Annotated in this window: 12 protein-coding genes and 9 tRNA genes; 20 read left to right on the top strand and 1 reads right to left on the bottom strand. The window is 36.5% G+C overall.

Annotated features, from left to right (window positions below; genetic code table 11):
• Nucleotides 1–121 precede the first annotated feature (121 nt).
• The gene (gene ugpC / locus BUC45_RS10945; RefSeq protein WP_296972335.1) at nucleotides 122–1231 is read right to left on the bottom strand and encodes a sn-glycerol-3-phosphate ABC transporter ATP-binding protein UgpC; all 1110 of its coding nucleotides are present in this window, start codon (nucleotides 1229–1231) and stop codon (nucleotides 122–124) included.
• Nucleotides 1232–1525: 294 nt separating this feature from the next.
• Between ugpC and BUC45_RS10940 the strand changes: the two genes are divergently transcribed.
• The 20 genes from BUC45_RS10940 (at nucleotide 1526) to BUC45_RS10845 (ending at nucleotide 13261) form a co-directional block, all read left to right on the top strand.
• Nucleotides 1526–2677, top strand: coding sequence for a CapA family protein (locus BUC45_RS10940; RefSeq protein ID WP_296972333.1), 1152 nt, complete (start codon nucleotides 1526–1528; stop codon nucleotides 2675–2677).
• A 228-nt stretch (nucleotides 2678–2905) separates the two neighbouring features.
• On the top strand, nucleotides 2906–3430 hold the full coding sequence (lepB, locus tag BUC45_RS10935; RefSeq protein ID WP_296972332.1) for a signal peptidase I: 525 nt from the start codon (nucleotides 2906–2908) through the stop codon (nucleotides 3428–3430).
• A 102-nt stretch (nucleotides 3431–3532) separates the two neighbouring features.
• Nucleotides 3533–3608 (top strand) — tRNA-Ala (locus BUC45_RS10930).
• Nucleotides 3609–3614: 6 nt separating this feature from the next.
• Nucleotides 3615–3689, top strand: a tRNA-Val gene (locus tag BUC45_RS10925).
• A 79-nt stretch (nucleotides 3690–3768) separates the two neighbouring features.
• Nucleotides 3769–3844, top strand: a tRNA-Ala gene (locus BUC45_RS10920).
• 209 nt (nucleotides 3845–4053) lie between these two features.
• A complete protein-coding gene (ychF, locus tag BUC45_RS10915; protein ID WP_296972330.1) occupies nucleotides 4054–5139 on the top strand; it encodes a redox-regulated ATPase YchF in 1086 nt (361 codons plus the stop codon).
• A 62-nt stretch (nucleotides 5140–5201) separates the two neighbouring features.
• On the top strand, nucleotides 5202–5903 hold the full coding sequence (locus BUC45_RS10910) for a redox-sensing transcriptional repressor Rex (RefSeq protein ID WP_296972327.1): 702 nt from the start codon (nucleotides 5202–5204) through the stop codon (nucleotides 5901–5903).
• 55 nt (nucleotides 5904–5958) lie between these two features.
• A complete protein-coding gene (locus tag BUC45_RS10905) occupies nucleotides 5959–6906 on the top strand; it encodes a GerMN domain-containing protein (RefSeq protein WP_296972325.1) in 948 nt (315 codons plus the stop codon).
• A gap of 190 nt (nucleotides 6907–7096) precedes the next feature.
• Entirely contained in the window at nucleotides 7097–9031 is a 1935-nt protein-coding gene (locus BUC45_RS10900; RefSeq protein WP_296972322.1) for an N-acetylmuramoyl-L-alanine amidase family protein, read from the top strand.
• Nucleotides 9032–9106: 75 nt separating this feature from the next.
• Nucleotides 9107–9628 carry a DUF2179 domain-containing protein gene (locus BUC45_RS10895; RefSeq protein WP_296972320.1) on the top strand — a complete coding sequence of 174 codons (522 nt, stop codon included), beginning with the start codon at nucleotides 9107–9109 and terminating at the stop codon, nucleotides 9626–9628.
• Nucleotides 9629–9705: 77 nt separating this feature from the next.
• Nucleotides 9706–10716 carry a GerMN domain-containing protein gene (locus tag BUC45_RS10890; protein ID WP_296972319.1) on the top strand — a complete coding sequence of 337 codons (1011 nt, stop codon included), beginning with the start codon at nucleotides 9706–9708 and terminating at the stop codon, nucleotides 10714–10716.
• 66 nt (nucleotides 10717–10782) lie between these two features.
• Nucleotides 10783–11499, top strand: a complete 717-nt coding sequence (rph, locus tag BUC45_RS10885) for a ribonuclease PH (RefSeq protein ID WP_296972317.1) — start codon at nucleotides 10783–10785, stop codon at nucleotides 11497–11499.
• A gap of 15 nt (nucleotides 11500–11514) precedes the next feature.
• Nucleotides 11515–12105, top strand: coding sequence for an XTP/dITP diphosphatase (locus BUC45_RS10880; protein WP_296972315.1), 591 nt, complete (start codon nucleotides 11515–11517; stop codon nucleotides 12103–12105).
• 13 nt (nucleotides 12106–12118) lie between these two features.
• Nucleotides 12119–12589, top strand: coding sequence for a metallophosphoesterase (locus BUC45_RS10875; RefSeq protein ID WP_296972314.1), 471 nt, complete (start codon nucleotides 12119–12121; stop codon nucleotides 12587–12589).
• A 110-nt stretch (nucleotides 12590–12699) separates the two neighbouring features.
• Nucleotides 12700–12776, top strand: a tRNA-Pro gene (locus BUC45_RS10870).
• A gap of 1 nt (nucleotide 12777) precedes the next feature.
• Nucleotides 12778–12854 (top strand) — tRNA-Gly (locus BUC45_RS10865).
• Between the two features lies 1 nt (nucleotide 12855).
• Nucleotides 12856–12932, top strand: a tRNA-Arg gene (locus BUC45_RS10860).
• Nucleotides 12933–12947: 15 nt separating this feature from the next.
• Nucleotides 12948–13024, top strand: a tRNA-His gene (locus BUC45_RS10855).
• 86 nt (nucleotides 13025–13110) lie between these two features.
• Nucleotides 13111–13184 (top strand) — tRNA-Gln (locus BUC45_RS10850).
• A gap of 1 nt (nucleotide 13185) precedes the next feature.
• A tRNA-Lys gene (locus BUC45_RS10845) sits at nucleotides 13186–13261 on the top strand.
• Nucleotides 13262–13312: the final 51 nt, after the last annotated feature.

The raw sequence follows: 13312 nt of genomic DNA, 5'->3' as shown, positions 1-13312 counted from the left end.
TGATATCCTATTTAAAACAAAAATAAAAGATATAAAAAGACAATTACCCTATGAACTTTATTGCAAGGAGTAATTGCCTTTTTACTAGTTTTGACAAATTAACAACTAAATAAGATTTAAATCAGCTTAATATTCGATTTTTGGTGGTCTTGTCAAAGAGATGGAGCTTGTTCATATCAAAACCGATTTTAATGGTATCGCCTACGCGAGCATTGCTGCGCGGGTCAACTCGAGCAGTGAGAGAATTTCCTTGCACAGTAAGATAAAGGAAGGTTTCTGAGCCTAGCAGCTCTATGACATCTACTTTGGCATTCAAGCAGTATTCTGGAAAGTAATCAAGAAATGCTGCTTCATCATGGATGTCTTCAGGGCGTATTCCTAAGATAATTTCTTTATCTAAATATGAAGGGTCAATTTTTTTAACAACGCCTTCCGGGATGAGCAGTTTTACGTCATTTAAACTTACATAGACTTTGTCATTTTCCTTTGAAAGCTTTGCATCAATAAAGTTCATTTGGGGGCTGCCAATGAACCCTGCAACAAATGTGTTAACCGGATAATCATAGATATTTTGTGGTGTATCTACTTGGTTGATGTATCCGTCCTTCATTACAACAATACGGCTACCCATGGTCATAGCTTCGGTCTGGTCGTGTGTGACGTAAATGAAAGTAGTTTTAAGTCTATCATGAAGTTTTGCAATTTCAGTTCTCATTTGAACTCTAAGCTTTGCATCTAAGTTGGATAATGGTTCATCCATCAAAAAAACTTTAGGTTCCCGCACGATTGCTCGTCCCAGTGCCACCCTTTGCCGTTGCCCTCCGGATAATGCTTTAGGTTTACGATCAAGAAGGTTTTCAATGCCAAGTATGGAGGCAGCTTCCTTTACCCGTTGGTCAATTTCAGATTTGGGTATTTTTCTTAATTTTAGGCCGAAAGCCATGTTGTCATAAACATTCATATGAGGATAAAGAGCATAGTTTTGAAAAACCATTGCTATGTCACGATCCTTTGGAGAAACATCATTTACGAGTTTATCGCCAATATATAATTCTCCTGAGGAGATTTCCTCAAGCCCTGCTACCATTCTAAGAGTTGTAGATTTTCCACAGCCGGAAGGGCCTACAAGCACTACAAATTCCTTGTCTTCAATTTCAAGATTGAAATCTATAACGGCTTTGATGCCGCCAGGATAAACCTTATTTATATTTTTAAATATTACCTTGGCCATAAGTCCTTTTCCCTCTTTCCGATATGTTTTCTATACTTAAATGATAATATAGTTGACTGTTTTATGAAATTGAAAAAATAGCAAAAAATTTTTATGGAAATTCTACACTTTATACAAAACAGAGCTTATTTATAGAAATCTCTAAAGCTGTAGTTACTCTGTTTTATTTGTTTATTTTTTTAAAATAATATAATATTATAGCAATATAGGACGTGCATTTAAATTAATAGAGGGTATAAGATTCAAAAAAAATTGTTGTATGCCTAAAGCAGTATGAGGAAAGAGGTTGCTTTAATGAAAAGAAAGAAAAAAGCATTTTACAGCTCTCAGGTTGCCTTGATTATTTCAATTATTATTACCATTAGTGCCGTTACATATATCTACGCTGGTTACAAAGGCTTAAGCATCTGTGAACTTTTGGGTATAAATATGCCGGAAACAGAAATAATTGGCGATATGACGCAAAACTTTATCGAAGAACAGCTCCCGGAAGAAAAAGAAGACTTGCCAAATCCAACTGTGACTCTACTTGCTGTGGGGGATGTAATGATGCACGATGGTCAGATTTGGGCAGGTTACAATGAAAAAAATGATAGTTTTGATTACTCGGAGTTCTTCCATGTAGTAAAAGATGAAATAACTTCAGCCGATATAGCTATGGCTGACCTTGAAACGACATTGGCAGGTAAAGAACAAAAATATACAGGCTATCCCATGTTTAATAGCCCTGACGAGTTGGCTGATGCTCTAAAAGACGCCGGCTTTGACATAATCGTTACTTCGAATAACCATAGTCTTGATCGGGGTGCTAAAGGAGCTCTTCGAACTCTGGAAGTCCTAAAAGAGCGAGGCCTAACGCCTATCGGGACTTATGAATCTGAAGAGGATAGAGAGCAAATTCTGGTAAAAGAAGTAAATAATATAAACATTGCTTTCCTATCTTATACCTATGGCACTAATGGCATACCTGTTCCCACCGATAAAAAGTATCTGGTGAATCTTATTGATGAAGAACTGATACTGGAGGATATAAGAAGGGCTCGAGAAAAAGCCGATGCTGTGGTAGTATATCTTCATTTTGGCGAAGAGTATCAGCAATCGCCTTCTAAAGCACAGAGAAATTTAGCACATCTTGTGCTCAAAAACGGTGCCGATATTATAGTAGCCAGCCATCCCCATGTGATTCAACCGGGTGAATGGATGGAAGTCCAAGAGCCTGATGGCAGGATAATCAAAAAATATGTAATATATTCGATGGGTAATTTTATATCTGCACAAAGATTTCCGCATACCGAAGAGGGATTGATGATGAAATTTACACTAGAAAAGGATTTAGAACAGAATAAGGTTTATCTTACCGATGTAAAAGAAATTGACACATGGGTAGATAAATTTGTTCGAGACGGGAAAATGCGGTATGTAGTAAGATTTGGAAAAAAACCTTAGTTCTACTAATTCGGTTGCAGTAATTAAACTATGTATGATATTATCCATAAGTTTTAAAGATATGTATTAACACTTGCAGGATATTTGATGCTAACAATTTTTTTATAAAGGCTTTGTAAAAAATTATTTTGTGTTATAATAAATAGGTGGTTTTAAAATAGGTGGTTTTACAGCTTCAATTAAGAAATATAAATAGACGATATAAATTTGGGGTCCGGTGAAGTGTATATGCAAAAAGACATAAAAACAGAGGTAATAGAATGGATTAAAGCGATTGTATTTGCGCTTGTGCTTGCTCTTATTATAAGGGGGTTTATTTTTGAACCTATGATAGTCCCTACAGGTTCTATGATTCCTACAATTGAAATAAATGATAGGATTCTTGTTAATAAGTTTATATATCGGTTTCAGGTTCCGGATTATAACGATATAGTAGTTTTTAAATATCCTGATGATCCGCATCAGACTTTTGTAAAGCGTCTTATTGGTAAGGGCGGGGATATAATAGAAATCAATGATGGAACACTTTATAGAAATAATGAGCCAATCCAAGAAACATATATAAAAGAACCTATGTATAGTGATTCTGGGCCATATAAAGTTCCTGAAGGCCACTACTTTATGATGGGTGATAATAGAAATAATTCTAAAGACAGTAGGTTCTGGGAGAATAAGTATGTTTCACAAAATCAAGTAATAGGGAAAGCTACTTACAGAATATGGCCGATAAATAGAATAGGTCAATTAAAATAAAAACAGCCGGTCTTGAATTTTAATGAATTTTATATTATAATTACTTCACATTGAGTTTTTATTTCATAGTGTATAAACATGATATTGTATTATTGAATTTATGGGGATATAGCTCAGCTGGGAGAGCGTCTGGTTCGCAATCAGAAGGTCAGGGGTTCGATCCCCCTTATCTCCACCAAAATAAGGGCGCGTAGCTCAGGGGGAGAGCGCTTGATTCACATTCAAGAGGTCGCAGGTTCGAAACCTGCCGCGCCCACCAAAAGATGCCTTGACATTTTTTTTAAAACCTATTATACTAATAAATGCTTGTAGATTAACAGTTTTGTTATAAACCAGGAGGGGAATTAGCTCAGCTGGGAGAGCGCTTGAATGGCATTCAAGAGGTCAGGGGTTCGATCCCCCTATTCTCCACCAAAGCGAAATTAGGACGTAGAGCGGGATATACCGTTTCTACGTTTTATTTTTAAGTAAAAAAGTTGTAAAGTTAACGATAGCAAGTTATAAATAGCAACTTTAACTTCAGCTTTATATGTTGCTTTATAATTGTTTTAAGGATAAAATATATATTAAGGATTTATAAAACCACAGCATTGGATTTAAAAGTTAAGAGGTGATTTGTTAAATTGAAGGTTGGATTAGTTGGATTACCTACTGTAGGTAAAACTACTTTTTTTAATTTATTGACAAACGCAAAAGTAGAAACAAGCGCATTTCAAAGCGGAAAAATCAACGCTAATTTCAGTCTTGCAAGAGTGCCTGATGAAAGAGTTGATTTTTTGGCAAAGGTCTATAAACCGAAAAAGGTTACATATGCTCAGATTGAAGTTATTGATATACCGGGTTTAGTAAGCGGAGCCAGTGAAGGGAAAGGTTCCGGCAACCAGTTTCTTGACAATATAAGAAAAGTTGATTGTCTTGTCCATATAGTTAGGGCGTTTTCAGATGAAAACATACTGCACCACGAAGGGTCAATAGATGTAATCAGAGATATTGAAAATATCGGAATGGAATTGCTCTTGGCAGATCTTCAGCTTGTAGAAACAAGAATTGAAAGAATAGATGCCGGTAAAAAAATTACAAAAGAACTTACAGCGGAAAGAGAAGTTTTGCAAAAACTTAGAGAGTCCTTAGAAAATGAAATCGGACTTTCTGATATCGAGCTATCCGAGGAAGAACAAAGGATAATTGAACATCTTGACTTTTTAACCGTTAAGCCTGTAATTATAGTTATTAATGTTGATGAGCAACAATTGGCCGAAGGTTATGAGAGTAGGGAAAAAATTTTGAACTATTGTAAGGAGAAAAATCTTCCTGCTTTTGAAGTAAGTGCCAAAGCAGAAGTAGAAATCAGCGAACTGGATGAGCAAGATAGGGCAGTATTTATGAAAGAGTTGAATATTAAAGAATCAGGTATAGATTTACTTGCAAGGGCTATTTATGAGAAACTTAACTTAATATCCTTCTTAACTGCCGGAGAAGACGAAGTAAAGGCATGGACGATTACGAGAGGTACAAATGCAAAAGCTGCTGCAGGTAAGATACATTCAGATATTGAAAGAGGATTCATAAGGGCGGAAGTAATAAACTTTAAGGATTTCAAGGAATGTGGCAATATGGTAAAAGCAAGGGAGCTAGGCAAGCTTCGTCTGGAAGGAAAAGAGTATATAATACAAGATGGGGATATCATTAATTTTAGGTTTAATGTCTGAATTGACTGGAGAAAAGCGATATGATATATTTATGTTAAAATAATCACAAGCGGGGTGATGATTTGGAACAGCCCGATGAGATAAAGAAGGTATCCATGGCCGTAATTAAACGACTACCCAAATACTATAAATGTCTGGGAAATCTTCTTAAAAATAATGTAGAACGAGTTTCCTCCCAAGACCTCAGCAAGATTTTAGGTTTTACCGCATCTCAAATAAGACAAGATTTAAACAATTTTGGCGAATTCGGTCAACAAGGCTATGGTTATAATGTATTGCAGCTTTATACAGAGATTTCTAAAATTTTAGGTTTAAATACTCTACATAAAATGATACTTGTAGGAGCAGGAAATTTAGGGCAGGCTTTGGCAAACTACAGCGAATTTAGAACTCATGGCTTTAATATTATTGCTATTTTTGATGCAAATCCCAACCTAATAGGTCGTAAAATTAACAACACTCCCATATATTCCGCAGAAGATATGGAGTATTTTATTAATGAAAATGATGTAGACATTGCAATACTGACAGTACCCAAAGACAAAACCGAAAAAATCGTTGAGGTTTTATCAAAAACTTGCATTCGAGGGATATGGAATTTTACGCCGACAGAAATTACGATGGATGATGATGCAGATGGTATAATAGTAGAAAACGTGCATTTGATAGATAGTTTATTTACTTTAAGTTATCGTATAAATGAAGACAAGCTTCAGGAAAGACTTTTAAAACAAAAAAGAAAAATATTTCCCGACCGTAGATAAGAAACTTTCTTTATGGTAAAATAAAGGAAGGATGGACTATGGGAGGGATATTTTCTTGAAGAGATTATTACATGCTGTTTTAATTACGTTTATTATATTTATACTTGCAGGATGTAACGCAGAATCATTTCCTACAGACTCAGCATATTCCACTCCATCTATTTTATCTGGTAAAATGGTTTCGATTTATTATATAAAGAACGGGCTTTTGACGCCTGCAACTTATAGCATAGATACTAATGTAGAGAATTATATAACTCAGGCAAGTACTGCTATTGATTTACTATTTTCCGGAGTCGCTCCTGAAGGATTTAAAAATGAACTTGCCGATGTAAAATTAAATAGTTTAGAGATTAGCGGTGATACGGCATCTATTGATGTTTCCGGCGAATTTCTGGCAGGTGACAAAATGGATACAGCGAAAAAGCAGATTATTTATACATTAACAGAATGTGGTAATATATTTCATATAAATATTACTGTTGATGGTAAACCATATGCAACAATGCTAGAAAGACCGCAGTTCATAAATTTGCTAAATCCTGCTGAATATGAAAAAGATAAAGAAAATCCCGATGAATTAAGTAAGTACTTAACAATCTATTATACTGATAAAAATAAAAAGTATTTAATTCCGGTTACAATAAAGTCGGATAAAGTAAAAGCGGAAGATAAAGCTAGGGTAGCATTGCAGTATTTGAGCGAAGGTGCCGGCAATATAGAAAATTTGCAAATTTTTCCCAAGAAAATTGAAATTAAGAATCTTCATGTTGCAGATGGCATAGCTGAAGTCGATTTAGACTTAAATTCTCTCTTTGAATTTCACAACGAAACTCAATATGCAGAAATTGCTATTGAAGCTGTAAGTCGAACATTAACTGCTATTGATGGTATTGACCAGGTGCAGTTTTTGATTAATGGCAAGACTAGGGACTATGTAACAAGTAATGTGAGTATAAAAAATCCTATAAAACCTGATAGATGGTATAATTTAGTAAAATAGCATTGGCAAAAGTCAAACAAAGATTGTTCCAAATTATAGCTTTTGGAACAATCTTTCTTATTTTTTAAGATATGTTTAATTTTACAATTTCATTACACTTGTCTTTTTCTAAAGGATTTTGCAAGACAAGGTCGAAGTTATATATAAACACAGGTTAGAAGTTGCAATTACCACAGGAGGTTTCAGAATAATGTTTAAAAAAATATTCGCCGCAAATGTAATCTTCATTTTGATGCTGTGCATTCCTGTTTATGGATTGGCAGCTTTGAGTCCCATTGAAATTTACATAAATGATGCAAAAATCAATTCAGATGTACCACCGGTGATTATAAATGGCCGGACCTTAGCTCCTGTCCGTGTAATTTCTGAAAATCTTGGAGCAGAAGTCTACTGGGATAATGACAATAGGCTTGTCCAAATAATAACTACCACGAAAACAATTATTTTAAAAATTGATGATAAAAAAGCCTTGGTGAATGGGCAGGAAATTCTTTTAGATGTTCCCGCAACGATAATAAATAATAGGACAATGGTTCCACTGCGCTTTTTGGGAGAAACTCTTGGAGCAGAAGTTAAGTGGGACAATGATCTGCGAAGAGTTATAATTAACCGAAACAGAGCAAAAATAATAGATTTTTCCTATGAAGTAGTAGAAGGTAAGCCATCAGTAATAATAAAAGGTGATGGACCGTTAGAATATACTGAAGTCGAAACACAAATTGCCAATAAATTGGCAATTGATGTAACCGCGAATCTGGATACCCTTAAAAATGTTTTAAACATAGATGATGATTTCTTAGATAAGGCTGTTGCAGGTGAAATATCCAATGAACCGGCTATAACAAGGATTATTTTCGACCTAAAGCCCGAAGTTTCTTCGCGTATATATAGTTCATCGGACAAAAAAACCATTTTTTTGACTTTTGATAACGTCCTTGAAGATGTAACAATCGAAAATCAGCCCGATGAATTATTAATTAAGCTTAAGGCGACAAATGCTTCTGATATGAATTATTTCTTATTATCAAATCCCGACAGGTTAGTGCTGGATATAGACGATCTTAAGCTTTCTGCAATAGCACCGCTAGAGATCCCTAAAAATGATTTTATAAATGATATTCGTTTCGGACAGTTTTCTGAAAATACCGTACGTGTTGTATTTGATTTAAAAAATGATATTAATTATCAAGTATTTCGGGATGATAATGTTTTTTCAGTAATATTTTCAGAAGTGCATACTGTGGAAGATATAGAAATAACAAGGGAGGGTGATGCGACTTTTATCGAAATTACCGCAGATGGCAAGATAGGCTATGAATTAAAAGCCGATAAAAGCAAAAAACAATTTAAGATTGTAATGCCGGGTGTAGCAATTGGAGAGAATTTACTTAATCAAAATATAATAAGAATAGCAGATGATATCATAGAATATATCGAACTGGTTAAAGTAAAGGATACCAGAAGCTATAACCTTGAGATAGTTTTTAATCTAAACTCGTTTGTTAACTGTGAAATGTTGTCATCGCCTCCTTCGTCTCGTGTAAGACTGGAAATCTATAAATCTTCCCTTAAACCGCTTGAAGGAAAGCTCATAGTAGTTGACCCGGGCCATGGTGGCAGTGAACCTGGCGCCATAGTTAATAATATAAAAGAAAAGGATCTTAATCTAGATATTGGTTTAAAATTACAAAAACTTTTGGAAGATAATGGTGCTAAAGTTCACATGACAAGAGACAGTGATATTTTCGTTGATTTATATGCTAGAGCCGGTATAGCTAATGAGATTAATGCCGATTTATTTGTTAGTGTTCATAATAACACAGCAACAAGTACCGCTGCATCAGGAACTGAAACACTATATTTCCCAGTTCCGGAGAAAAAACTATTGGCACAGGCGGTGCAGAAAGCTGTGGTAAGCTATATCAATTTAAATGATAGAGGAATAGTTGAAAGACCAGGACTTGTTGTTACAAGGGAAACAAAGATGCCGTCGGTTCTAGTTGAAGTAGGTTTTATGACTAATGAAAACGATTTTGTACTTTTGATGAACGATGACTTTAGACAAAAAGCTGCTGAAGGAATATGTCAGGGAATAATTGATTATTTTAGCGGAAAAATTAATTGACATAGAATTTGCACTTTGATATGATAACGTTGATTTTTGACAGGATTATGGTAATAATAGCGGGAGGGATATATTTTGTTATCGCTGCTTGGGGGATATCTGCTAATCTTTATTGCTCGCGTTGCTGATGTTTCTTTGGCAACTTTGAGGACCTTGATGATTGTCAGAGGCAAGGGCCTTATCGCCGGTTGCATCGGCTTTTTCGAAGTTATAATCTACATAACGGCTTTGAATAAAGTGGTTAGCGGTTTAGACAACCCAATAAATTTACTGGTGTATGCTCTAGGATTTGCGACAGGAAATGTTGTGGGAAGCTTTATCGAAGAAAAGCTTGCCATCGGTCTTACAACTGTGCAAATAATCACAGAACAGGACAATCTTTGCTCATTGATCAGAGATATGGGCTTTGGAGTAACTGTTTTGGAAGGTAAGGGTAAAGAGGGTTCAAAGAAAGTTTTGATTGTGTCTTTGCCGAGAAAAGAGCTGGATAACCTTTTAAATTTTATAGATGATAACGACAGAACAGCTTTTGTTACCATTATGGATACCAGAGCAAGTAAAGGGGGATACTTTAAACGAACTATGAAAGATAAATAAATCATCTCCCTTTACCGGCATAAAAAACCTCTTCAAAAATATATATTAATTAGATTAAAAAAAGAGGGGGTTTATTTATGCCGAAAAAGTTAATTTATTGGCTGATTATATTTATTTTGCTCACAAGCTTTACAATGGGATGTGATTTATTTAAGAGAGAGCAGCCGCAGAAAGAGGTAACGGAAACTGCAAAAGAACCTGAACAGGCTGCATCTCATCTTCGAAGAACAGTTTTTTATTTTGTGAACGAGCATAACTTTTTAGTGCCAGTAACACGAGATATACCGTGGGTGGAAGGTATTGGGAAGGCTGCACTGGAAAACCTTGTAGACAATGCTGAGTTGAGAGCAGAATTGGCTGAAAAAGGGCTAAGGCCCACACTTCCTGAGGGCACGAGAGTATTGGGTATGAGTATTAACGATGGCTTGGCTAAAGTGGATTTTAATGCTAATTTTTTACAGTTTTCAGACAAAACGGCAGAGCAAAATGCCATTAATTCTGTAGTATATACATTAACGGAATTTCCAGCAATAAAACAAGTTCAGATATTGATTGATGGCAAAGTATTGGAAAAAACTCCCTATAGCAATGAGGTAAAAGCACTTGAGCGAAAAGGCATAAATCTTGAAACGCTTGAAGCATCAGTGATTGCATCAGCAGAAATGGTACCAGTGACCTTATATTTTAAATCCGGAAGCAGCAGCGGAAATTTTGATTATTTTGTTCCGGTAACTCGAATGGTATCAAGGACGCAGAATCAAATAAAAACTGCATTAGAAGAATTGATTAAAGGCCCTGCCGACGGTACTGCACTTGTATCGCCCCTGCCAAAAGATACAAAGGTACTTGATGTGATTCAAAAAGACAGCGAAGTCGTAGTTAATTTTTCCAAGGAAATTGAAGGATACGGTGGCGGTGTTGATGTAGAGCAGTCTGTTGTGAATTCGGTGGTGTTGACCGTTTCGGAATTTCCAGGCGTTGAATTAGTAAGTATACAAGTGGAAGGCAGAGCCGGTGTTTTGCCTGAAGGCACAGTTCTTGAAACCCCAATTTTTAAGCCGCTTTATGTCAATCCAAATAGTATTTGATTGTTTATTGCATACATCTATCAGAATAATTATATGCAAATGTTTACTAAGAGAGGATGAAAATTTTTGGCAAGAGTAGACGGAAGGGCCAATGATGAGATTAGGCCTATAACTATCACTAGAAACTTTAATAAATATGCCGAGGGTTCTGTGCTTATTGAAGCCGGAGATACGAAAGTAGTATGTACGGCAACGGTGGATGAAAAAGTTCCACCTTTTTTAAGAGGAAAAGGCCAAGGATGGATTACTGCCGAGTATTCTATGTTGCCTAGAGCTACTGAAGTGAGAAATGTACGTGAAACACTAAGACCCAGTGGTAGAACGATGGAAATTCAGAGATTAATAGGAAGGGCCTTAAGATCAGTTGTGGATCTTTCAGCTCTAGGTGAAAGGACTATTTGGTTGGACTGTGATGTAATCCAAGCCGATGGAGGAACAAGAACAGCTTCAATAACGGGAGCCTTTATTGCTTTAGGTGATGCGATAAGAACTCTTAAGGATAATAAAGAAATTGAAACAAATCCCATTAAAAGCTATGTGGCTGCTATAAGTGCAGGAATTGTAGATGGGGAAAAAATGTTGGATTTAAGGTTTGAGGAAGATTCTCGTGCACAGGTAGATATGAACTTGGTAATGACCGATGAAGGTCAGATAGTTGAAATACAGGGGACCGGGGAGGCTTTTCCATTTACACGGCAAGATATGAATGATTTAATAGATCTTGCCTTTAAGGGGATATCTGAGTTGGTGTGTATACAAAAGAAATTACTGTTAGATTTTTAAAAAAGGAACAGCAAAATGAGAACTTTGGTTATTGCTACGAAGAATAAAGGAAAGTATTTAGAATTTAAAAAAATGCTAGGAGATATCTCCTTTACACTTTTATCATTGGAAGCCTTTCCTCATATAGAGATTAGAGAAACAGGTACATCTTTTGATGAAAATGCACTCATAAAAGCGCGTGTTACAGCTAAAGAAACAGGTTTACCTGCACTTGCAGATGATTCAGGTCTTGAGGTAGATGCACTAAAAGGGGAACCCGGAATTTTCACAGCTCGGTATGCTGGCGAGCACGCTACTGATGAAGATAATATAAAAAAACTGCTTGAAAGATTAAAGAATGTTCCCTTAGATAAAAGACAGGCTCGATTTATGTGCAGCTTAGCCCTTGCTTTTCCTGATGGTAAAATATTTTTAGAACATGGGATACTTGAAGGATTTATTGCTTTAAGACCTTGTGGAATAGAGGGTTTTGGCTATGATCCGGTTTTTTTTGTTCCTGATTTAGGAAGAACTCTTTCCGAGATTTCTATTGATGAAAAAAATAGGATAAGCCATCGCGCAAAAGCCTTGGGAAAAATGAAAAAACATCTTGATATGTATATATAATAGGAGGCAAAGCTTGAAGATCGGTGTATTAAGTGATACTCACGGGATGAGAAACATTGCTGAAAAAGCTTTGAAATATATGAAGGATATAGATATAATTATTCATGCGGGAGATTTAGTTTCTGATGCTCGCTATCTTGAAACATTAAAATACAAGGTATTTTGTGTGGCGGGAAATTGTGATCCTTTTGCCATTGAACCAACTGAAAAGATTTTAGAGCTTCAAGGGAAAAGAATCTTTTTAACACATGGACATACATATAGGGTAAAGTATGGGTATAGGGAACTTCTTACTCGAGCACAACAAATTTCAGCAGATGTAGTTATTTTCGGTCATACCCATTTGCCTGAAAATACGTATATTGATAATATATTATTTCTTAATCCCGGCAGCACGGCTTTGCCTAAAAATGGCGGCCCGGGGACTTATGGAATTTTGGAAATCATTGATGGCACTATAAAAGCACATATCAATACAATATAATTAGATGAAAACTATTTAAAAACATGTTTGAAATACTGAAAGAGTTATGTTAAAATAATCTTGACTCAAAAAACTATTTAATGTATACTATACATTGTCTTTAAAAATGTCGGGGCATAGCGCAGTTTGGTAGCGCACATGGTTTGGGACCATGGGGTCGGGGGTTCGAATCCCTCTGCCCCGACCATGCGGGAATAGCTCAGTTGGCTAGAGCGTCAGCCTTCCAAGCTGAATGTCGCGGGTTCGAATCCCGTTTCCCGCTCCAAGCGCCCGTAGCTCAGCTGGATAGAGCAACGGACTTCTAATCCGTAGGCCAGAGGTTCGAATCCTCTCGGGCGCGCCATATACAGTTTATATGGTGGGTATAGCTCAGTTGGTTAGAGCGCCAGATTGTGGCTCTGGAGGCCGTGGGTTCGAGTCCCACTATCCACCCCATAATATAAAATAAATTAGAAGTTGGATGCCGAAAATATGAGGTTAGAATTTTTCTGACGCCCGGTATCTAATATCTGATTAGTTAGTGGGGCGTAGCCAAGCGGTAAGGCACAGGACTTTGGCTCCTGCATCGTAGGTTCGAATCCTGCCGCCCCAGCCAAGGGTCATTAGCTCAGGCGGCAGAGCACCTGACTTTTAATCAGGGTGTCGGAGGTTCGAGTCCTCCATGACCCACCATGCGGGCATGGCGGAACTGGCAGACGCGCCAGACTTAGGATCTGGTGGATT

It is taken from the genome of Tepidanaerobacter sp. EBM-38 (assembly GCA_001896545.1).
GTDB lineage: Bacteria > Bacillota > Thermosediminibacteria > Thermosediminibacterales > Tepidanaerobacteraceae > Tepidanaerobacter.
Note: the sequence above shows the minus strand (reverse complement) of the source record. Positions and strands in the feature narration are given on the sequence as shown.